Source organism: Halomonas sp. S3-1-1 (assembly GCF_023757625.1).
Taxonomy (GTDB): domain Bacteria; phylum Pseudomonadota; class Gammaproteobacteria; order Pseudomonadales; family Halomonadaceae; genus Vreelandella.
Map to the genome: position 1 here is coordinate 734,388 of NZ_JALGBZ010000001.1, position 20,690 is coordinate 755,077.

Annotated in this window: 16 protein-coding genes; 4 read left to right on the forward strand and 12 right to left on the reverse strand. The window is 60.9% G+C overall.

Annotation, left to right across the window (positions count from 1 at the left end):
• Positions 1–120 precede the first annotated feature (120 nt).
• The 6 genes from MQW23_RS03540 to MQW23_RS03565 all read right to left on the reverse strand — a co-directional run bounded on the left by MQW23_RS03540 (position 121) and on the right by MQW23_RS03565 (position 8,184).
• Positions 121–1,470 carry a TRAP transporter large permease gene (locus tag MQW23_RS03540; protein WP_252106434.1) on the reverse strand — a complete coding sequence of 450 codons (1,350 nt, stop codon included), beginning with the start codon at positions 1,468–1,470 and terminating at the stop codon, positions 121–123.
• 137 nt (positions 1,471–1,607) lie between these two features.
• Positions 1,608–2,099: a TRAP transporter small permease gene (locus MQW23_RS03545; RefSeq protein WP_252106435.1), complete on the reverse strand. Its 492-nt coding sequence runs from the start codon at positions 2,097–2,099 to the stop codon at positions 1,608–1,610.
• Positions 2,096–3,181 carry a C4-dicarboxylate TRAP transporter substrate-binding protein gene (locus MQW23_RS03550; RefSeq protein WP_252106436.1) on the reverse strand — a complete coding sequence of 362 codons (1,086 nt, stop codon included), beginning with the start codon at positions 3,179–3,181 and terminating at the stop codon, positions 2,096–2,098. Before MQW23_RS03550 ends, MQW23_RS03545 begins: the two co-directional genes overlap by 4 nt.
• Before the next feature lie 4 nt (positions 3,182–3,185).
• Entirely contained in the window at positions 3,186–3,983 is a 798-nt protein-coding gene (locus MQW23_RS03555) for a carbon-nitrogen hydrolase family protein (protein ID WP_252106437.1), read from the reverse strand.
• Positions 3,983–4,726 carry an HpcH/HpaI aldolase family protein gene (locus tag MQW23_RS03560; RefSeq protein ID WP_252106438.1) on the reverse strand — a complete coding sequence of 248 codons (744 nt, stop codon included), beginning with the start codon at positions 4,724–4,726 and terminating at the stop codon, positions 3,983–3,985. The genes MQW23_RS03555 and MQW23_RS03560 overlap by 1 nt, the downstream gene beginning before the upstream one ends.
• A 308-nt stretch (positions 4,727–5,034) precedes the next feature.
• A complete protein-coding gene (locus MQW23_RS03565; RefSeq protein WP_252106439.1) occupies positions 5,035–8,184 on the reverse strand; it encodes an MFS transporter in 3,150 nt (1,049 codons plus the stop codon).
• 262 nt (positions 8,185–8,446) lie between these two features.
• Here MQW23_RS03565 and MQW23_RS03570 point away from each other — a divergent pair, with 262 nt between their 5' ends.
• A complete protein-coding gene (locus MQW23_RS03570) occupies positions 8,447–9,301 on the forward strand; it encodes a putative RNA methyltransferase (protein ID WP_252106440.1) in 855 nt (284 codons plus the stop codon).
• 100 nt (positions 9,302–9,401) lie between these two features.
• Here the strand turns inward: MQW23_RS03570 and MQW23_RS03575 are convergent, their stop codons facing one another.
• Together MQW23_RS03575 and MQW23_RS03580 are read right to left on the reverse strand one after the other, a co-directional pair.
• Positions 9,402–9,608: a cold-shock protein gene (locus MQW23_RS03575; RefSeq protein WP_252106441.1), complete on the reverse strand. Its 207-nt coding sequence runs from the start codon at positions 9,606–9,608 to the stop codon at positions 9,402–9,404.
• Positions 9,609–9,840: 232 nt separating this feature from the next.
• On the reverse strand, positions 9,841–11,052 hold the full coding sequence (locus tag MQW23_RS03580) for an MFS transporter (RefSeq protein WP_252106442.1): 1,212 nt from the start codon (positions 11,050–11,052) through the stop codon (positions 9,841–9,843).
• 100 nt (positions 11,053–11,152) lie between these two features.
• Between MQW23_RS03580 and MQW23_RS03585 the strand changes: the two genes are divergently transcribed.
• Together MQW23_RS03585 and MQW23_RS03590 are read left to right on the forward strand one after the other, a co-directional pair.
• Positions 11,153–11,998, forward strand: coding sequence for a helix-turn-helix transcriptional regulator (locus MQW23_RS03585; protein ID WP_252106443.1), 846 nt, complete (start codon positions 11,153–11,155; stop codon positions 11,996–11,998).
• 80 nt (positions 11,999–12,078) lie between these two features.
• On the forward strand, positions 12,079–13,341 hold the full coding sequence (locus tag MQW23_RS03590; RefSeq protein WP_252106444.1) for a dicarboxylate/amino acid:cation symporter: 1,263 nt from the start codon (positions 12,079–12,081) through the stop codon (positions 13,339–13,341).
• Positions 13,342–13,433: 92 nt separating this feature from the next.
• Here MQW23_RS03590 and MQW23_RS03595 read toward each other — a convergent pair whose 3' ends face one another.
• A complete protein-coding gene (locus MQW23_RS03595) occupies positions 13,434–13,607 on the reverse strand; it encodes a YqaE/Pmp3 family membrane protein (RefSeq protein ID WP_252106445.1) in 174 nt (57 codons plus the stop codon).
• Between the two features lie 230 nt (positions 13,608–13,837).
• Between MQW23_RS03595 and MQW23_RS03600 the strand changes: the two genes are divergently transcribed.
• Entirely contained in the window at positions 13,838–15,889 is a 2,052-nt protein-coding gene (locus MQW23_RS03600; protein WP_252106446.1) for a TonB-dependent receptor family protein, read from the forward strand.
• Positions 15,890–15,982: 93 nt separating this feature from the next.
• Here the strand turns inward: MQW23_RS03600 and MQW23_RS03605 are convergent, their stop codons facing one another.
• The 3 genes from MQW23_RS03605 to MQW23_RS03615 all read right to left on the reverse strand — a co-directional run bounded on the left by MQW23_RS03605 (position 15,983) and on the right by MQW23_RS03615 (position 20,405).
• On the reverse strand, positions 15,983–18,544 hold the full coding sequence (locus tag MQW23_RS03605; RefSeq protein WP_252106447.1) for a glucose/quinate/shikimate family membrane-bound PQQ-dependent dehydrogenase: 2,562 nt from the start codon (positions 18,542–18,544) through the stop codon (positions 15,983–15,985).
• Between the two features lie 268 nt (positions 18,545–18,812).
• Positions 18,813–19,817, reverse strand: coding sequence for an NADP-dependent oxidoreductase (locus MQW23_RS03610; protein WP_252106448.1), 1,005 nt, complete (start codon positions 19,815–19,817; stop codon positions 18,813–18,815).
• A gap of 267 nt (positions 19,818–20,084) precedes the next feature.
• On the reverse strand, positions 20,085–20,405 hold the full coding sequence (locus MQW23_RS03615; protein ID WP_252106449.1) for a septal ring lytic transglycosylase RlpA family protein: 321 nt from the start codon (positions 20,403–20,405) through the stop codon (positions 20,085–20,087).
• Positions 20,406–20,690: the final 285 nt, after the last annotated feature.

Here is a 20,690-nt window from a genome sequence, read left to right on the forward strand (position 1 = left end):
GGGTTTGATAACGTCATTTATGCTTGCTCCTTTCCAAAGAGTTGTAAGTTTTAAATTCACGACAGGAGGTCACCGGAAAACCCCGGCTTCTTTATCAAGAGTGCCGGGAGCTTTTCTGTTTCAGGAGGCGCCGGAAAGGCTGGGTAGAAGAGTGACGATTCCGGGTACAAGAATCAACAGAGCCACAACGACGAAGTCGGCGATGATGAAGGGGAAAACCCCTTTGAACGCATCGCTGATGGGAATTTCCTTGACCGTACCCGAGTAAACAAAGACATTCATCCCCACGGGCGGCGTGACGAGCGCCATCTCGGCGACTTTAACGATGATCACCCCCAGCCAGATACCGTCGAAACCATAGCTGGTCAGTATGGGGTGCAAAATGGGGCCCGCAATGAGAATCATCGAAATGCCATCCAAAAACATGCCCAAAGGCAGTAGTAAAAGTAAGCAGATGATGAGGACGCCGTAGGGGGGGAGATCGGCGGATACCACCCAATTGACCAGCGAGGTGGATGCGCCAGACAGCGCAAGGAAATAAGTAAATACGCCAGCACCGGTCAGTAGCAAAAACGTCATGGCCGTTAGGCCGATGGTCTCGCTCAATGGCTCTTTGATGGCGCTAAAGAGATTGGCAAATTTGACGCGAATGGCAAAGATGATTAGCGCCGCCAAGGCACCGAAAGACGCAGCCTCTGTCGGGGTGGCTATACCTAGGTAAATGGTACCGATCGAGACCATAAAGATGATGAATAGATATGCTCCACCCATGATATCGAGTGCCGATTTTGGGGTGGCCGCGTTGGCCTTCGTAGAGGGCGTGTTCGAGGCAGCGTGAGTATGATCCGAGCGGCGTTCAAAAAACAGTACCAGCACCACGATAGTTGATGCGTAAGCAGCAATGGTCAAAAGGCCCGGGCCAATACCGGCGAGAAGCAGTTGGCCGATAGACTCTTCGGTGATGATGCCGTAAAGCACTAACACGATTGAGGGCGGAATCAGCACCCCCAGCGTGCCGCCTGCGCATACTACCCCGGCAGCCAAGCGGATATGATGTCCGGCCTGGGTAATGGCGTCGGTAGAGACCCGCGCCAAGGTGGCAACTGTCGCCACGCTCGATCCGGTGACCGCGGCAAATAGGCCGGAGCCCGCCAGCGAGGAGAGAGCGGCACCGCCGGGGAATTTGGCGAGTAGGCGCGAGGCGATATCGAAGCCGGCTTGTGCCAATCCTGCGCGTACCGCTAAAACGCCCATCAAAATAAAAAGCGGAATGATGACCAGGGAGTAGTTGAACGAAGTGGTGTAGGGCGCGTTAGTGACGGCGGAAATGGCGGCATCCGTGGTTCTTAGCACCATGACACCAATAAGCCCCGATAGCATCAGCGACAAGCCGACATGAAAGCGTATCGCGAGCAGGCAAAGAAACGTCACGAGTACAAGCACGAGCGCCATTATACTGTCTGGAGACATGTTCGTTATCCTGTAGAATCTATATTATAGTTTGCTCACCGGGAGTTTTTTCACGCAGGACTTTTTACCCGTGTGGTTGATCAGTGCGGTTGAGCGAGTGTCGATAAATTCTTGGCGCGTGCTTAAAAAGTTACGCCTTATTGTTCCCGCTGCTTACTTTTGAGTTCTTCAATGCTCGATAGTAGGGCCACGACGAAATAGAACGAAAAAGACCCAAATACAACCAGTTTGGCTGGCCAAGTGGGCAGCCTTAAAATGCCGTTAGTCGTTTCTTGACGATCGATCGAGGATAAAAGAACGTTAAAAAGCCCCCAGGCAACGATCACGAAAAGACCAAGCAGCAGAATTATTCGAACCGCGCAGAGCACTTTTCGTGAGCCAAAAGGGAGCTTCTCTTCTATGAGGTTAACGGCCACGTGCCGGCCATCGATTTCCGCAGAGGCCAAGCCTAAAAAGGCAATGGTGACTAGCAGCAGGGTCGAGATTTCCACGGTGCCTAAAATAGAAGCGCTCAGTACGTTTCGTGAGACCACATCGGCGACCGTTAGTAGAATCACACCAAGCAGGAGCAGGCCGGCCGCCATACTCAGCGATGACGCTATTTTGCGAGTAACGTGGGAGGTTTTCATCTCGCTCTCTCCAGGCAGCTTAACAGGGGATCCGCATAAGAGGTCTCGCGCTCTTCCTCATCGATGATACGCCGATAGTCTTCGAGCACGGACTGGGCGTCGTAGCTCCTGCGCGCGTAACGGTCGATCCAGTTCGACGCTATGTCGACCTGCTCGCTCCAGCGCTCGATATCCGCATCGGCAAACTCAGAGAGTACGGCGTTGGACGCTAGAAGGTCGTTGCACGCGACTTCGCCGGCGGCGTCCATCTCCTTGAGGCCGACATCGATGCTCTGCGCGGACGCCTGTTCGATCGCCTCTTGATACGCCTGCGGCATCGACTCGAAGAGCTCGACGTTCATGATCACGATGGAGCTTGCGAAAGTGCCGATTCCTGGGTTGACCAAGTAGGGCGTCGCCTCGGACAGACTGAAGGCCGGCAGGTTGGCTGCGGCAATGGCGGAGTACCCGTCGATGATGCCCCGTTCCATCGACTCGTAGATATCGTTGGCGGTCATGGCTACCGGGTTTACGTTAGCGGTTAACAGAACTTCCGACGTGAGGCCTCCCGACCTGATAGAGCGTCCGCGCAAGTCCGCCGGGCTATCGGCGGGCTCGTTCAGGCCGAGCACGACGGCGCCAAGCGGCAGGGGAAAAAGCAGCTTGGCCCCCTGACGGTCGAAATCCTCTCTAAAGGTGGTGTTCTCGTTGTAAAGGCGCTCTATGGCCGTCATTTGCGCTTTGGGGTTCTGGGTTTCGAATGGCAACTCGGTGACGGTGTACATCGGCAGGTCCGAGGCGGCGTACATCGAACCTACCTGGGCCAGATCGGTACGTCCGTCGAGAGTCGCTTGAAGTGCCGAATCGGCGCCAATGAGGCTTTGGCTATAGTGAAATTCGACCTGTACCTTGCCATCGGTCAGGCGCTCTATCTCCTCGGCCCAGCGCTGCACAGTTTTCGACTGATCGGAATTGGCGCTGGAGTAGGTGCTGTAATGAAGCACGTAGTCGGCACTCTTCTGAGTGCAGCCGGCGAGTGCGCCGGCCATAAGAACCGAGAGTGTGGTTAAAACCGCTTTTGTAGTTGTAGTCTGAAAGGCCATGGGTTTACTCCATTGCCGAGACTTTGAAACGGCGTAGTTCGAGGGCGGGGTTAACGGCTCTTACGTTACTCAGCCGCTCGGCAGTCAGCTCGGCCACCCCGACGCCTTCCGCCTCGCCTAGTGCACTCAACGCAATACCCATCGGGTCGATAATGGCGCTGTGACCCGAGCCTGTCGGCGCACACTGATCCGCCGCCAACACATAGATCGTATTCTCGATAGCGCGCGCACGAATGAGAGTGTTCCAGTGGTACTCCTTGAGCGGCCCAGGAATCCACTCGGCGGGTAGTGCCACCACGTTGGCGCCCTGGTCGACCAGTGACCGAGTGGTTTCCGGGAAGCGAAGGTCGTAGCAAGTGTGCATACCCACGGTGTAGCCGTCTATTTCAAACAGCGAGCCATTATTGGGTGCTGCGGCGTTGACCCGGTCCGATTCACGATATCCAAAGGCATCGTAAAGGTGCACTTTGCGGTACACGGCCTGGATCTCGCCCTGATCCATTGCCACAAGAGTATTGTGGATACGCCCATCACCTGCCGTTTCGTTGATACCGGCCACCACCGCGATTCCTAGCTCTTGAGACAGTTTGATGAGCTGTGTGAGGCTCGGCCCGTCCAGCGACTCGGCGTTATCGACGAAACGATCATCCATTTTGGGAACGGTGTAGATGGCGTATTCGGGCAGGATAGCAAGCCGAACGCGTTGACTCTTCGCTTGGCGAAGTAGCTTCTCGATCGTCGCGAGGTTTTCGGCCTTGTCTTCGGTCGGCGCGTATTGAATGACGGCAGAAATCAGTGACATTAGCGGGTTTCCTCTTCCATCTTTTTAAAATCGGTCAGTGCCTGGCTAAAGCCACTCAACAGCGCACCATATTGCATGGTCAGCACGATGGTCGCGGCTTTTTCCTCAATGGCTACTTGGCGCTCGGCTTCGCTCCAGGCCGGGAGTATCCAAGGCTTGTTGGCTTTGCAGGCGGCTCTCGCCAAATGGCGAATATCGTTCAGGTCGCCTTCGCTCACGCTATAGGCGCCGCGGCCCCGACGCATGCTCAGATCGGATGGGCCAATGAAAATACCGTCGACACACTCGAGGGCAAGGATCTCTTCAACGCTGTCAAAGGCGCTGCCATCCTCGATCATGGGGAAGCACTGGTACTCACGATCCTGGGTGGCCAGCCAATCATCGGAAAAGCCGCGATAGCCGGAAACCCGACCGCCAGCAAAGCTTCTGTCACCCAGCGGAGGGAATTTCGCATAGCCGCAGATCTGTTGGGCGTGCTCGGCGGACTCGATATGCGGTATGGCCACGCCGTTAGCTCCGAAATCGAGTGCCTGTTGAATCGGCCCGCGCTCGGGGCCCAACACTTTGACGATCACGCGCATGCCGCGGGCGCGGATAGAAGGAATGAGCCAATCCAGCGCCGCCAAATCGAACAAACCGTGCTCGACGTCCAGCACGATAGTGTCGTACCCGGCCAACTGTGCAATTTCTACCGCCGCCGTTGAAGGTTCTGTCAGCCAAATGCTCAAACTTGGTTTACTCATCGCTTTACCTCGATTGCTATTTCATGGTTTATTTGTGTATACATGAAGTATAAATAAAATATACATATAGTTTAGTCAATAGAAGTTTCACACCATTGGAAGTGTATATAGCCCAAAGCGTGAAGTAACAGTCTATTTATAAAGAATTAATCGGCCATAGGAAAAACTGTGGGTGATAACAGCAGCAAAAAATAATAAACGTGTAATGGCTCGCTGAGGAACATGGTTTGCGGCCAGCAATGTAAGAGGAAAGAAAGGGTTCGAGAGCCATGTGCGGGCTCCCGAGCCAACCGTAAAATAAAATTTATTTAACGATCAAGTGAGGCGATATTCGTCAACGTCAAAAAGCCGTCTGCATCCAGGTAGCCGTCGTCGTCGGTGACAAGCCAGGTGTCGCCATCGATCTCCTTGAGCGCTTTGGCCGTGCGCGCCTCGTCGTTTAGGTAGCCCTGCATAACTTGGGGGCCGCTGATCAATATTCGGCCGACGGTGTCGGTAGGCTTTTCTTGAAAGCTATTAACGTCGACGATCTTGATGCTGGTGCCTGGCAGCGGCATGCCCACGCTTCCCACCCGCGCGCCGCGCTGCACCTGCAGGTAGTTCACGTCGAGCGCGTCCGGCAGGTTGACCGTGGCGACCGGGGCGGCTTCGGTAACGCCATAGCCTTCGAAAATCAGTTTGCGGAACTTGCGCTCGAAGGCGTCCCTGAGCTCATCATCCACCGGCTCGCCGCCCGCCACGACTACGCGAAGGCTATCGAGCATGAGCGGATGCACGTCGTCGCTTTGCGCCAGCCGCTTCAAAAACGCCGCGTCCGTGCACAGTACGCTGACCTGGTAGCGAGCGAGGGCCCGGGCAACGCCGACGCTGTCGTCGGGCTCTTCGTGGCACACCAACGGTAGCCCTTCGATCAGCGGTAAAAGCTGGGTGGCGGTCAGCCCGTAGGCGTTGAACGGCGCCAGAGTCGTCATGATGGCGTCGCCCTGCTCGGTGTTGAGCGCATCGGAGAGCTGCTTGACGTTGGCCATCAGGTTACGGTGGCTGAGCTTGACGCCCTTGAGGCGCTCGGGCGTGTCGCCGGTAAACACGATGGCTGCCGTGGCGCTGGGCCGCCGCGCTCGGCTATAAAGCCCAATCAGCACCGCGGCCGGCAGACATCTGATCGCCAGCGCGGTTTTGATCCGCTCGCCTCGCCCGGGCGTCAGGTCCTCGAGATAGACTACCTGCCGGCCGGCAAGGCGGGCGGTGACGTCCACCCCGCGGCTGTCAAGGTGCGCGATGAACGCCCGCGAGGTGACGATCGTGGTGATATTGGCGCGAGCGAGTACCGCCTTGAAAACGTCATCGGCCTCGGCATCGAGGTGCACCGGCGTCTTGTTCGCCGTAAGCGCGGCCATCGTGGTCAGCACGCCTTCGATACTCAAGGGCAGCAGCAGTCCCAGCGGCGCCTGGGGGCTGAGTGGGGCAAGCCAGCGGGCGAGCATGAAGCTTTTGCCCAGTGCCTGGCGGGCGCTGAGCGAGCGGCGAGCGGTATCGATCATCGCCGGCTCTTTCGGGCGGCGTTTTACGCTTTTGATCCAAGCGTCGCCCAGTGTATCGAGATCCTCCAGAGCGTAATGCCAGGAGCGAGTCGCCTGATCGAAAATGCGTCGCTTGAGCACGTCCGCCGGGGTGTTTTTGGCCAGCGCCTCGCCAAAGGCGACCACGATCGAGCGGTGAAGCGGCGCCTTGCGCAAAGTCTTGAGCCGCTCGGAGGAGCGCGAGAACTGGCTGCCCCACAGCCCGCGCAGATAAAACGGCACGATGACCACGTCCGGATTGGCCTTTTCACAGGCGCGCTGGTAGCCGCGGCGAAACGCGCCGAGCTGCCCGGTGCGGCTGATCGCGCCTTCGGGAAACAGGCATACCACCTCGCCGGCGTTGAGCTGCGCCGCCACCGCCTCCAGCGCCTTCTCAGCGTTTTCGCCACGCTCGATCGGAATGCAGCCCAGCGCTTTCAAAAAGCCGCGCAGGTACCAGCGCTCATACACGCTTTTGAGCATCACAAAGCGCACCGGCCGGGGGCAGGCGATCTGCACCATCGCCCAGTCGATCCAGCTGATGTGATTGCCCAGCAGAAGCACCCCGCCCTGAGAGGGCAGATTTTCCAGGCCGTGAACCGAGACCCGGTAGTGGCGGGTGAGCAGAAAACTCAGCACGAAGCGCACCAAACTCTGGGGGAGTTTCACCAAGGTATAGGCGCCGCCCAGCAGCGCCACGGCGGCGATCAGGGCCAGCAGGTAGCGGCTATCGAGCCCGGCCAACGCCATCAGCGCGGTGACGATCAAAAAGCCGAGCATGGTCAGATGCTGGAACGCGTTGCTCGCCGCGAGCACGCTGCCAAGCTCGCGCTCCTCGACGTGAAACTGAATCAGCGCGTTGAGCACCACGATGAAGAGCCCGCCCATGGTGCCCAGAAAAACAAAGTTAATCGCCTGGACCAAAGGGGAGGTGATGAACGGCAAGCACGTAAGCCCCAGCGCCATGCCGAGCGCGCCGATCGGAATCAGGCCGGTTTCGAGACGGTTTTTCGAAAAGCGGCTGGCAAGCATCGAGCCCAGCGCGATGCCCACACCGCTGGCGGCGAGAATGCCCTGCAGCGCCGACGTGCTCTCGACGCCCAGCGCTCCCTTGGCGTAGGCGGGAAAGGTGGCCAGCAGCACCTGGCCGACGGACCAGAACGTGGCAAGCCCGATGATGCAAAGACGCAGCACCGGCTGGCGCGCTACGCGGTGAAGGCTTTGGCGCGTCGAGCGAGCGCTCAGGGCGCGTTTGTACTGGCGCTGCGCCGCCGGCTGCGCCGGTTGATCCGGCGCCAAACGGTAAAGCGCCACCACCTGCAGTAAACTGCCCGCTACCAGCAGCCAGCCAAGCGGGGCGGCGGCGGTTAGTATTTGGCTCGGCGTTGCGACGTTCGAGCCGACTATCTGTTCGAACAGCGCGGTGAACACGAAGGTGGCGCCCAGAATCGCCGCGATGGTGATGGCCTGCACCAGGCCGTTGGCCTCGGCCAGGCGCTGCTTGCCGAACAGGCCCTTGATCAGCGCGTACTTCGCCGCCGAGTAGAACGTCGACTGAACCGCCAGCAATAGCGTCAGCGTAAGCGCCAGCCAGAAAAGCCCGGCGTAGTAAGCCGCGGTGATCGCAAGCGAAACGCCAAGCGCCAGCCAGCCAAACGCGCGCAGCACCCGCACGCGGGCGAAGGCGCTGGCGGCGAAACCTGCCGGCATGAAAAGTACGATGAACGGCAGCAGAATCAGCGCATTCAAAAGCGCCGTTAGCACGATCTGGGCGCTGCCCTCGACGCTTTTGAACAGCGTGTTCTGAATCACGACCTTGTGGCCCAGATCGATGAAGGCGTTGAGAAAGATCGCGATCAGGTAGGGCCAAACGCCCTGGACGCTTAACACGTGCCGCATGAAGAGTCAGCCTCGTCGTTTTAAAGTGCCTAGACTTTCTTGTAAGCGCGCCTCGGGTGCAAGCTTTTCGATCGATGGCGCGCTTTTAGTACTCGATATGATGTGAGCGCCGTTCATGGCGGCGCCGCTTTTTGGCCGGCTTTTTGGTACGCTACGCCTTTTGCTTTTTAGCCTGGTTGGTAAAGCCGGTAGGCGACAGGGCCGCGTTTTCGAACTCGGCGCCGTGCCGGGCTCACTCTCCATTCGATGAAGACCCGCTTTTATGTCGACGACTCCGTTTCAATCGCTTGCGTGCCCGCTCGACGGTCAGCCGCTCTCTCTTGCCAGCGGCGCCTGGCGCTGCGCGGCGGGACACAGTTTCGATATCGCCAAACAGGGCCACGTGAACCTTTTGCCGGTGCAGCAAAAGCGCTCCGTCGACCCCGGCGACAGCAAGGCCATGGTGGCCGCGCGCCAGCGCTTTCTGGGGGCTGGCCACTATCAGGTCATCGCCGATGCGGTCAGCGCCGCTGCGCTTGAGGGGACATCAGAAAACGAGCCATTGGCGTGTCTGGACGCCGGCTGCGGGGAAGGGTACTACCTGCGCCGCCTGGCACAGGCGTCTGATGTAGCGCTTTCGCTGATGGGGCTGGATATTTCGAAGTGGGCGGTGCTCGCTGCCGCCCGGCAAAGCCGCCCGCCGTCGCCGGCGTTGGACATTCGTTGGGCGGTCGGTAGCAACGCCAGCCTGCCGGTGCAGAGCCAAACCCTTGACCGGCTGCTGTGCATGTTCGGTTTTCCCGTGGCGAGCGAATTCCAGCGCGTGCTGAAGCCTGGCGGCGTCTGGCTACAGGTTGAGGCCGGACCCGAGCATCTGCGCGAGCTGCGCGAAGTTATCTATCCCCGCCTTAAGGCGCCGCGCGCAGATGATGCCCCGACGCCCGCCGGATTCGAGCTCGCGAGCACCCGTCGCATTAGCGACCGCTTTACGCTGGAAAGCGCCGAGGAGATTGCCGATCTACTAACGATGACCCCGCATCTTTACCGGGCCAGCAGTGAAGGGCGGGAGAGGGCGCAGGCGCTTGAGAGGCTGATCCTGACTATCGACGTGGTGATCAAACGGTGGGTCAAGGCGTGATAACGGGCGCTGGTGGGTAGTGCCCAAACGCGACAAGGCCCGCATAAGCGGGCCTTGTGATGCAGGCTAAAAGCCCGCTCAAACAGTTTAATCTAAAAGATTAAGAAGTCTGCTTGATGTTAGAAGCCTGAAGGCCTTTCTTACCCTGGGTTACGTCGAAAGATACAGTTGCACCTTCCTGCAGGGTTTTGAAGCCGTCAGCTTGAATTTCGGAGAAATGAGCAAAAAGGTCGTCGCCGCCGTCAGAAGGAGCGATGAAACCGAAACCTTTAGTGTCGTTGAACCATTTAACTGTGCCAGTTGCCATGTCTAAATCCTTTCGCGCAAAGTGCGCTGTTATAACGTTCCTGGTATTACCCAGATGAAGTGGCGGGTGAAACAAGGAATACAATATCAGGCTGCCGAAAAGATCGTACGCTTCTGAAACCATGCTGCTTGCTAACCACTGGCCACACATTGTCACGATTGAGCCGATGCGTCAAAGCCTTTTTGCAATTATTTTCATACCTGGGCGGCAATTTTCCAAGCGGCTGCCGATCTCAGCGCCGGTGCGCCCTGGCAACGAGCAGGAGCTGCAAAAAAGCGCCCAGCGCGGCAGCACCGGCCGCCGCCAGCGCCAGATGCCAGGGCGATAACCCACCGGCGAGGATCAGTCCGCCGGCCCCCGCTCCCAGGGCGCTGCCGAGATACAGCGCGGATTCGTTCAGCGCCACTGCCAAATGCGCATCGCCGAAAGGGGCACGAACCTGCATGAGTCGGTTATTTTGCGGTACCTGAAGCGCCCAGCCCACCGCGCCCCACAGGGCAATGGGTAAAAGCGCCATCAGTGGATGCTGAATCGCGGCCAAGGGCAGAGCGATCAGCGCCGTCGTCAGCACTAGCATGATGACCAGGGTGACGCGCGCCTCCAGGTAGCGGTCGACGAAGGGGCCGATCAGAAAGCTGCCCGCGATGCCGCCCACGCCCCATACCCAAAGATAGAGCGCGATAGACGAGACGCCGCCGAAGGCGGGCACGGCCATGAACGGTGCGATAAAGGTATACATGCCAAGACTTGCGATCGCCGCCAGCAGCGACACGCTCAGAATGCCAAGCGTTGCCGGATGCTTCAAAATAGCGAGCTTTTGCCGCAAGGGCGTTGGCGCGGGGGCGGGCAGGCAGGGCAGCTTGATGAAAAGCCCGATGGTTGCGATCGCCCCCAGCGCTGCCACGAGCCAAAAGGCCGCCGCCCAGCCGAGTCGCTCGGCCAGCGCTAGGCCCAGGGGTACCCCCAGCACCGTGCCGCTGGCCATACCGCCCATGATCATCGCCAGCGCTTGGCCTCGGCGCTCCTCGCGGGAAAGGGCTCCGGCCGCTGCAATACCCAGTGCCAGGTACACGCCCGCCGCGACCCCTGCGGCGCTACGCCAGATCAGCAGCGCGATGAAGCTGGTACTCACCGCGCAGAGCGCGTTGGCCAGCACGAACACCACCAGCGCAGCGATCAACCCCTCGCGCTGAAAGCGGCCGGGCAGCAGCGCCACGACCACCGGCGAGCCCACGGCGTATGCCAGCGTGAAGGCCGTGACCAGCTGGGCCGCCGCCGCCTCGGGAATGAAGAGCTCTTGAGTGATTAGCGGTATCAGCCCTGCGGTGACGTAGGACGCCACCCCCAAGGCAAAGGCGCCTAACGCGATCAGCGTCACGCTGAGTCGCGTCGAGAAACGGGTAGCGTCCGAAGACGAATAGGGCGATCGAGAAAAGAGAGGCATGGTCGCTCCGGTCGGGCGTGAAAAAATGAACGCCGCCATTTTGAAGCGCGCTTTAGAGGGGTACAATTTAACCCTTTATGCTATTACAAAAGGTATCCGTGTGGCCCAACCACGAACGCTTGCGCGCACCCGCCCCGAGCTTGGCGCGTTTTTGAAAAGCCGCCGCGAGCGTATCGCTCCTGAGTCGGTAGGGCTTCCCAGCGGCGCGCGCCGGCGCACTCCCGGGCTTCGCCGTGAAGAGGTGGCCGCACTTGCTGGCGTCGGCGTGACCTGGTACACGTGGCTCGAGCAAGGCCGCGATATTCGCGCCTCGAGTGACTTTCTCGAGCGCCTGGCGCGTATCTTCAAGCTCGATGCGATCGAGCGGCGTCATCTGTTTTTGCTGGCCCACCAGCGGCTTCCCTCGGAGCCCGGCAAGACCTGGTGCGAGGTGCCGCCGCTGGTGAATCGGCTAATGGCGGATCTGCCGACCCGCCCAAGCTACGTGCTCAACCTGCGCTGGGACGTGCTGGCGTTCAACCCGGCCGCCGACGCGCTGTTTGGCTTCTCCCGCCACGCGGTGCAGGCGCGCAACCTGCTGTGGCTGCTGTTCACCGACCCGGCCATCCGAGCGATGTTCGACCCTTGGCAGCCCCAGGCGCGGCAGATGCTTGGAAGCTTCAAGCGCGACGCCGCCCGCGCCCCGTCGGACCCGGCGCTGAACGCCCTGGTCGAGACGCTCAGCCAAGTCGACGAGGCGTTTTGCGACTGGTGGCCGGACCAGGAGATTCACGGGCCGTGCTTGGGTGTACGCACGCTTAACGTGGCGCCCATTGGCGCGGTGGAGGTCGAGCATATTTCATTGACCATCGACGAGGAGCGCCACCTGCGACTGGTCTACTACGCGGCGCGGGATGACGCGCTGGAGACACTGCTAAGCGAGCACGTGGCGCCTGACAAGGGGTAAAGCGTGGCGGGGCGGCTATACTCTCGCCCAGCCGGCGCTTTATGAGGCGGTATTCATTTGAGTAAGTTGGGGCAAGAATCATGAAAACGTTACTGCAGGGCTACCTACGCACCTCGCTGATTCTGCGCGTCAGCATTGCGCTGGTGCTGGGCGTACTCACCGGGCTGTTCGGCGGCGAAACGCTGATCGCGTGGCTTGCGCCGCTTGGCGATTTGCTGCTGCGTCTGTTGACCTTTTTGATCGTACCGATCGTGCTGTTCACGCTGATGGTAGGCATCAACCAGTCTCAGGAGGGCAGCGTTGGGCGCATCGGCGGCAAGGTGCTGCTCTATTATCTCGCCTCGTCGGCGCTGGCGATCGTCGTGGGGTTGGCGGTGGCCTCGCTGTTCGACCCGGGTAGCAACACCACGCCTCAGGAGAACATGAGTTTCTCGGTGCCGGAGAACCCGGGCGTGGTCGAGGCGCTTTTGAACATCGTGCCAAGCAACCTGTTTGGTGCCTTCGTCGAGCTGAACATGCTGGGTATCATCTTCACCGCGCTGGTGTTCGGCATCGCGCTTTTGAAGATGCGCCAGACCTCGCACCAGCGCGCACTGGGCGAGCGCCTATACGAAGTGCTGCAGGCGTTGAACGAGGTGACGCTCAAGGTAATGGCCGGAGTGCTGCACGTCGTGCCGATCGGCGTGTTCGCCATCGTTGCCGGTACCGTGAGCCAGCAAGGGCTTGGCACGCTGTTGGCGCTGGGCGATATGGTACTGGTGCTTTACGTGGCGCTGGCCGCGCAGCTGGCGCTTTACTGCGTGGCGCTGCGCTTTTTTGGCGTGCGCCTTCGCACCTTCTTTCGCGAGGCGCGAACGCCGCTGGCCACGGCGTTTGCCACGCAAAGTAGCGCCGGGACGCTACCACTCACTGTTAACGCGGCGCACCGGCTGGGCATTTCAAAAAGCATCTACGGTTTTAGTCTGCCGCTGGGCGCGACCATGAACATGGATGGCGCCGCCATTCGCATCGCGATCTCGGCGGTGTTTGCCGCCAACGTCATTGGCGCGCCGCTGGATTTCGCCAGCATGGTGCAGATCGTGCTGATCGGTACGCTGGTATCCGTCGGTACGGCCGGCGTGCCTGGCGCCGGGATCATCATGATTTCCACCGTTTTCACCCAGGTGGGGCTACCTATCGAAGTGGTGGGGCTTTTGACCGCGATCGACGCGCTAGTGGGCATGGGGGCAACCGCGCTCAACGTGACCGGAGACCTGACCGGCACGGCGCTGGTGGCGCGCAGCGAAGGCGAGGCGCTCAATGGGGCGGGTGAAGCCCGTGACGAGACGCCTAAAGCCTCATAATCAAAGCTTGGGAGCCTGAACGAAAATCCGGACAAAAAACGGGGCGCTCAAGGCGCCCCGTTTTTTTCGATCTTGTCACCGGCGGGTGAGGGTCAGTACTTCAGGATCACATACAGCGCGTGAATGATGCCGGGAATGAAGCCAAACACCGTCAGCAGAATGTTGAGCCAGAAATGGCCTTTCAAGCCGACTTCCATGAAGACGCCCAGCGGGGGCAGCAAAATGGCGAAAAGTATCTTGATCGGGTCGGTGGCGGTCAGGGCCATAAAGCCTCCAATGCTTATTCAATAAACGAGCAACGGCCTGTCGCTCGGCTTAGCCAAAAGTGTAGTTGCCCTTGGGGCAGTGTGCGAATGTTAAACGTTTATAGCGGCGGCTATTTAAGTTTGCCCCGGCGGCTCGCCATCTCTAGCCTGACCCCGTATCCTGCGCTTCTTTCACGATTGCCGGGCCTTGCGCCCAGGCGTTACTGCGCTCATTACCCCATCGAGGCCCCATGAAAATATTGCTGCCGCCCACCTTTTTTCTGGCAAGCGCCATGGGCGTTCAGCCCGTGCTGGCCCAGACGTCTCCCGACGAGCAAGCGGTCACCCTTGCGCCGGTCCAGGTAAGCGCGCCAAGGCTTGCCCGCGAGCTCTACGCTACCCCGGCGGCGATATCGACGCTTGAAGAGGACGAGATTCACCGCGGCCAGCAGCGCGTGCGGCTGGACGAGTCGCTCGTTCGCGTGCCCGGAGTGTTCGTGCAAAACCGCGATAACTTCGCCCAGGGCCAACGCATCGCTATTCGCGGCTTCGGCGCCCGCGCCCCGTTTGGCGTGCGCGGTATCACCGTGCGTGTCGACGGCATTCCCTACACGCTGCCCGACGGCCAGGCGGCGCTTGACGCCATCGACCTGGACAGCGCCGAGCGTATCGAGGTGATTCGCGGGCCCTCCTCGGTGCTGTACGGCAACGCCGCCGGCGGGGTGATCGATATCACCACCGCCGACGGGCGTAGCAATCCAGTATCCAGCGTGCGTGTCGAGGCGGGCAGCGACGGCTATCAAAAGCTCGCGCTTCAAAACGGCGGCCAGAATGGCGACTGGTCCCACCATGTGAGCCTTTCTGGCTTGAACGTGGACGGCTACCGCGATCAGAGCTCCACCGAGAAGTATCTGCTCAACGCGAAGCTTCGCCGCGAGCTGGGAAGCGAGCGGGCGCTGACCGCGATCTTCAACCTGCTTGAAAACCCACGCTCGGAAGACCCGGGCGCGCTCAACGCCCGTGAAGTCGCCCGGGGCCGCGACTTGGCCGCGCCCAATTCGGTCGCGCTGGACGCACACCAGAACGTCGACCAGCAGCTGGTTGGCCTGCAGTACGAGGATTTGAGCGCGGGTCCCGGCGAGCTCTATGTGAAAGGCTTCTACGCCCGGCGCGATTTCGAGCAGCAGTTGCCTTACGTGGGCGATAGCCGGCTGGGCTATGAGCGCGACTACCTGGGCGGCAGCGCCGAGTACCACCACGCCATCGAGCTGGGGGCGCTGCCGCTGGATTACGTCGTCGGGGTCGATATCGCCCGCCAGGAGGACGACCGCTTTCGCAATGACGTCAGCGGCGCCGGGGCGGTGGGCGAGCAGGTCGCCCGCGAAAAGCAGACCGCTACCGCCGCCGGCGCGTTCGCCCAAGGCGATCTTGGCCTGACGGATCGGCTCACGCTGTCGCTGGGCGCACGCTTCGATCGTGTCGAGCTCGAGGTCGATGACCATTACCTCGAGGACGGCGATCAAAGCGGTGATCAGACCTTCAACGAGTGGAGCGGCTCGGCGGGGCTCAGCTATCGCTACCGCCCGCAGCATCAGGTCTATCTCAATACCGGCACGGCCTTTGAGACGCCCACGTTTGCCGAGTTCGCCAACCCGGCCGGTGGCGGCTTCAACCCCAGTGTGGAGCCGCAAAAATCCTGGAATCGCGAGGTGGGGCTTCGCGGCTACGTCGCCCCGCTTGCGCTCGACTACGATCTCGCGCTCTTTTCAGTGCGCGTGCGTGACGAGCTGGTGCCGTTCGATGAGGGTGGGCGCACGTTCTACCAGAACGCCGGTAACACCGACCGCGACGGCATGGAGCTCGCGCTTGGCTGGCAGTTTTTGGATCAGTGGCGACTCGATAGCGCCCTGACCCTGGCGCGCTACACCTTTGATGAGTTCGCCACGCCCACGGCGAACTTCGACGGCAACCGCATTCCGGGGCTGCCGGAGCAGACCTGGATCAGCCAGCTCACCTGGGAGGGTGTGAATGAGCGCTTCGCTACGCTCGAAACCGAGTACATCGGCGATCTGCTGGCGGATAACGCGGGTGACGTGGAGGCGGACAGCTACTGGCTTATGAACCTGCGCGTCGGCGACGGCTGGCAGCTCGATGAGCGATCAAGGCTCAACGCCTATGTCGGCCTGCGCAACGTCTTCGACCGGGAGCACTATTCCAACGTGCGCTTGAACGGCACTTTTGGGCGCTATTATGAACCGGCCCCGGGGCGCAGCGTTTACGCCGGAGTGGAGCTTTCGTTCTAAACTGCCAGGAGTGCGTTACAAACAAAACGGGCAGCCCAAGGGCTGCCCGTTTTGCGTTGAAGGCCAGGCGTGACGCCCGGCCAAAGGAGGCGATTACTCTGGCAGCGCGTAGCCGATCACGTAGTCGCCCATTTTGGTGCCGAAGGTGCCGTGACCGCCGGCGCTGACCACCACATACTGGCGGCCGTCGGCGCCGGTGTAGGTCATCGGCGTTGCCTGACCGCCGGCGGGCAGGCGCGCCTTGAAGACCTCTTCACCAGTTTCATGGTTGTAGCCGCGCAGGTACTGATCCAGCGTGCCGCTCATGAAGGTCACGCCGCCCGCCGTGGTGAGCGGGCCACCCAGCGCCGGGACGCCGACCGGCAGGCCAATCGGCAGGCCCAGCGGCATGCTGTCGCGGGTGGTGCCGTTGGGGTGCTTCCACACCACTTCGGCGTTTTGCAGGTCGATCCCCGCCACGTCGCCCCAGGAGGGCGCCTGACAGGGCAGGTTGAAGATCGACAGCAGCGGGCCGAGCTCGACGGCGTAAGGCGCGCCGGCGTTGGCTTGCAGCCCCTGTTCGCTGGCCGAGCTCTGTTCGCCTTCGACTTCCTCACGCGGCACCAGGGTAGAAACGAACGCCAAGTACTTGGCGCCGGTGAACAGCGTCTGACGCTCGGGGTCGACCGCCACGCCGCCCCAGTTCATAACGCCGACGTTACCCGGGTAGATGATGCTGCCCTCGAGCGACGGCGGCGTGTACTGGCCTTCGTAGCGCAGCGAGTTGAACTGGATGCGGCACATCATCTGATCAAACGGCGAGGCACCCCACATGTCGCGCTCGGTGAGCGGCGCGGGCAGCAGGTTCAATGCCGAGCGAGGCTGGGTTTCAGCGGTCCAGTCCCCCTCGACCGCGCCTTGGGGGGCGGGCACTTCTTCGATCGGCACGATCGCCTCGCCGGTTTCCCGGTTGAGCACGTAGAGGCTGCCCTGCTTGGTGGGTTGGATAACCGCCGGCTGGACGCCGTCAGCGGTGTCTAGGTCAATCAGCACCGGCTGGGCGGGCGTGTCCATATCCCACAGATCGTGGTGAACGAACTGGTAGACCCAGGCGACCTGGCCGGTTTCGAGCTCCAGCGCTACGAGCCCCGCACTATAGGTTTCGTCGTTTTCGCTGCGGTTACCGCCGAACTGATCCGGCGTGGCGTTACCCATGGGCAGGTAGATGAGCCCCAGCGTTTCGTCGACGCTGATCGGCGCCCAGACGTTGGGCGAATTGCGGGTATAGGTCTCATCGTCGGCGATGGGGGCGGTGTCGTCCGGGTTGCCGCTGTCCCAGTTCCAGACGAGTTCGCCGGTGCGCACGTCGAACGCGCGAATCACCCCAGAAGGCTCATCGACAGAGCTGTTGTCGGTCACGTGGCCGCCCAGAATCACCAGGTTCTCGGTCACGGTGGCGGGGGAGGTGGAGTAGTAGCCGCCCGGATCGAAGCTGCCGATGTTTTGCGTCAGATCCACTTCGCCGTTTTCGCCAAAGCCTTCGCAGGGCTCGCCGGTATCGGCGTTAAGCGCGATCAGACGGGCATCGGCGGTGGGTAGATAGAGCCGGCGGGGGCACATCACGTCGGTTTGGCTCAGCATCGGCGCGGCAGTGTCTTCGGTGGCCGTCGGGGCGCTCAGCCGCTCGAGTATCGCCACGTCGATGGCGAAAGCGTCGCGCTCGGCGAACAGCAGCGAAGGCGTGGCATTCTCGCCGCCGGCTACATCGCTGGTCGTCGCGTTATCCGACTCGATGTTGACGTCGTTATCGGCAGCGTTATCCGCATCGTTATCGGAATAGTTGGCCGCGTCAAAGTAGGCGAGCCCGCGGCAGGTCATGTGCGCCCAGCCGGAGAAGTCGTCGGCGCCTTGGGTGCTGATCTCGGGGTCGAACTCCCAGATCGTCTCGCCGGTTTCCGGCGACAGGGCCATGGCGCGGCTGTGCGAGGTGCAGATATAAAGCTGGTCGTTGACCTTCAGCGGCGTGTTCTGATTGGTGATTTCCGGCGGCGCGTTGGGGCCGGGCTCATCGCCGGTCTGGATGCGCCAGGCTTCCTCGAGCTCACCGATATTGTCGAGTGTGATCTGATCGAGCGACGAGTAGTGGGTGCCGGCGTTGGTGCCGCCGTAAGCCGCCCAGTCGTCACCCGCGACCTGAGCGGGGTTGGCCTCGGCGTTGGCGCGGTTATCGACAAGCGAGCCTTCGACTACGCCCGGGGCGGTGAACTGGCTGGCAATCGCAACCGCGATAGAGGCGATGACGCCAAGCCCTAGTGCCAGGCTCCCGCCGCGTGAATCCAAGGGCTTGCGCCACCAGGGCAGCAGCATGACGATGGCGATCAGACACGGGATGGCCACCCGCGGCACCAGCGGCCACCAGTCCAGCCCCACTTCCCACAGCGCCCAAACGAGGGTTCCCAGCAGCGTGGCGGCGTACAGCCAAAGTGCCGCGCCCTTGCGCAGCGCGAGCAGGATGCCCGTGGCTAGCACGGCGATACCGGCGATCAGGTAGTAGGCGCTGCCGCCCAAACTCAATAGTTTGCCGCCGCCCACGGCTAGCGCCAGACCCGCAAGGCCGAGCACGACCCCGAGAATCACGGCCGGCCAGGCGCTGCGGGCGCGTTTGTGTTCGTTCATACAATGTCCCTGTTACCACGCATGATGGGCAAGCGACCCGTGAGGATTCTCGCCCGCTTGATGCGCTAACCCATCGGCCGGGGGAGTCGATAAGACGCCTCATTCAGCGGCTCGAAAGGGCAATGGGTTAGCGCACGCTCTGTGGCGGACATTTTAATCGTCAATAGGATATTGGTCGAACGGGTTTGGCGATTTTCACGAAAAAAGCCGCCGCGAATACGCGGCGGCCTGCTGGGTGTTGAAGAGGTGCTGTCGGCTCGGGTGGCGGTTAGCCTTCGAGCTTGACCAGCATTTTGCCGGTATTGGCGCCTTCGAACAGTGCGAGGAAGGCGTCCGGGGTGCGCTCGAGGCCCTCTTCCACGGTCTCCTTGTAGTCGAACTTGCCCTCGGCGACCTGGGGCGCCACTTCGTTGAGGAAATAGCCGTAGTTCGACCAATGGTCGGCGACGATGAAACCCTGCATTTTCGCCTTGCGCACCACCAGTTGCGAAAGGTTGCTCGGCCCCGGGGCGGGCTTCTCGGCGTTGTAGCTGTCGATCATGCCACACACCGCGATTCGCGCGCCTTCGTTGAGCTGGGAAAGCGCCGCCTCCAGGCAGATGCCGCCAACGTTCTCGAAGTAGACGTCGATGCCTTCCGGGCTTGCCAGGCGAATGGCGTCGCTCAGCTCGCCGGCAGTGCGCTCTTTATAGGTGACCGGCTCCACGCCCACCGATTCGAGCCAGGCGAGCTTGTGGGCCGCGCCGGCGATACCCACCACGTGGCAGCCCTTGGCCTTTGCCAACTGCGCGACCAGCGAGCCGACCGCGCCGCTGGCCGCGCTTACCAGCACGTTGTCGCCGGGCTTGCACTCGGCAATGCGGTTAAGCCCGGTCCAGGCGGTCATCCCTGGCATGCCAAGAATCCCCAAATACGCCTGCTCCGGAACGTCGTGGTCCGGCAGCTTGAAGACGCCTTCGGCAGAGCCCTGAGCGATATCGCGCCAGCCGCCCATGTGACTGACCCGGTCGCCGACTTTAAGCTTCTCGTCGTTGGATTCGATCACCTCACCGATCGCGCCGCCGTCCATCGGCTTGCCGAGCTCGAAGGGGGGGACGTAGGTATGCACGCCGCTCATCCGTCCGCGCATGTAAGGGTCGACCGAGAGCCAGCGGTTGCGAACGCGCACCTCGCCTAGGCTAAGCTCGGGAAGCTCTTGGGTTTCGAGTTTAAAAATCTCGCGGCGGGGTAGCCCTTCCGGGTAATCGGTTAGCGTAAAGTAGCGTGACTGCATCAAAGCCTCCTGCGTAGATGAATCGTCTCGCGGCGCCGCAAAGCGGCCGTGTCCCGTTAAAGACTATAGGTCCTCTGACAAGTTCGCCAATCGCTAATAAATAAAACCTGGTGAGATTAAAACGATAAAAGCGGCCCGTGGGTGGGGCCGCTTTTTTATCATCGAGCAAGGCGGGATCAACAGAGGGTAGAACGTAGCTCAAGGGGTATCGTACATCGGGGAGTACGCTAGCCGTTAAGTCCACAATGCTTGGGCGTGGTTAGCGGGTTAGTTGACCACCGTCAGCAGCACCGGGGCCGTCCCGCGACGTACGATGCCGAGCTGGCGCGCCGCGCGCTTGGAAAGGTCGATGATTCGGCCTTTGACGAAGGGGCCGCGGTCGTTGATCAGTACTTCGACTTCCTGCCCCGTATCCGGGCGGGTGACCAGTACCTTGCTGCCGAAGGGCAGGCTCGGGTGAGCGGCGGTCAGCGCCTGCTGGTCGAAGGCTTCGCCGCTGGCGGTTGTCGCTCCCTGGAAGCGGTCGCTGTAGAAAGAGGCCACGCCTTGCTGGTCGACGCTCTGGGCGAAGGCGGTGCTGGACGCCATCGTTAATAAAGCCGCGAATAAACCTTGTTTGATGATTTTTGCATGAACTCCCATTGGAGTACCTCAGCTATTGATCTCGATCCGGCATTCTTTAATCAGCGGGTGAATATAACTAAAGGGGGTTGCCTGAAGGCTTCGCGATGGTAACGCTCCAATCAGCATTGGGCAAGCTTTGCGATAATCGGCGAAGATGTACCCCAAGTTTCGAATTTAGTTCACCAAAAATTATTTAAATTGGCCACCGCCGTTTAAGTGCTTCTTTTGTGTAGCACTTGTTCACGTTAC

Coding starts and splice junctions, on each gene's coding strand:
- MQW23_RS03610 (WP_252106448.1), bottom strand. CDS start 19,817: ATGCAGTCACGCTACTTTACGCTAACCGATTACCCGGAAGGGCTACCC.
- MQW23_RS03550 (WP_252106436.1), bottom strand. CDS start 3,181: ATGGCCTTTCAGACTACAACTACAAAAGCGGTTTTAACCACACTCTCG.
- MQW23_RS03570 (WP_252106440.1), top strand. CDS start 8,447: ATGTCGACGACTCCGTTTCAATCGCTTGCGTGCCCGCTCGACGGTCAG.
- MQW23_RS03605 (WP_252106447.1), bottom strand. CDS start 18,544: ATGAACGAACACAAACGCGCCCGCAGCGCCTGGCCGGCCGTGATTCTC.
- MQW23_RS03545 (WP_252106435.1), bottom strand. CDS start 2,099: ATGAAAACCTCCCACGTTACTCGCAAAATAGCGTCATCGCTGAGTATG.
- MQW23_RS03615 (WP_252106449.1), bottom strand. CDS start 20,405: ATGGCGTCCAGCACCGCCTTCGCCCAGAGCGTCGACCAGCAAGGCGTG.
- MQW23_RS03590 (WP_252106444.1), top strand. CDS start 12,079: ATGAAAACGTTACTGCAGGGCTACCTACGCACCTCGCTGATTCTGCGC.
- MQW23_RS03600 (WP_252106446.1), top strand. CDS start 13,838: ATGAAAATATTGCTGCCGCCCACCTTTTTTCTGGCAAGCGCCATGGGC.
- MQW23_RS03565 (WP_252106439.1), bottom strand. CDS start 8,184: ATGCGGCACGTGTTAAGCGTCCAGGGCGTTTGGCCCTACCTGATCGCG.
- MQW23_RS03560 (WP_252106438.1), bottom strand. CDS start 4,726: ATGAGTAAACCAAGTTTGAGCATTTGGCTGACAGAACCTTCAACGGCG.
- MQW23_RS03575 (WP_252106441.1), bottom strand. CDS start 9,608: ATGGCAACTGGCACAGTTAAATGGTTCAACGACACTAAAGGTTTCGGT.
- MQW23_RS03580 (WP_252106442.1), bottom strand. CDS start 11,052: ATGCCTCTCTTTTCTCGATCGCCCTATTCGTCTTCGGACGCTACCCGT.
- MQW23_RS03540 (WP_252106434.1), bottom strand. CDS start 1,470: ATGTCTCCAGACAGTATAATGGCGCTCGTGCTTGTACTCGTGACGTTT.
- MQW23_RS03595 (WP_252106445.1), bottom strand. CDS start 13,607: ATGGCCCTGACCGCCACCGACCCGATCAAGATACTTTTCGCCATTTTG.
- MQW23_RS03555 (WP_252106437.1), bottom strand. CDS start 3,983: ATGTCACTGATTTCTGCCGTCATTCAATACGCGCCGACCGAAGACAAG.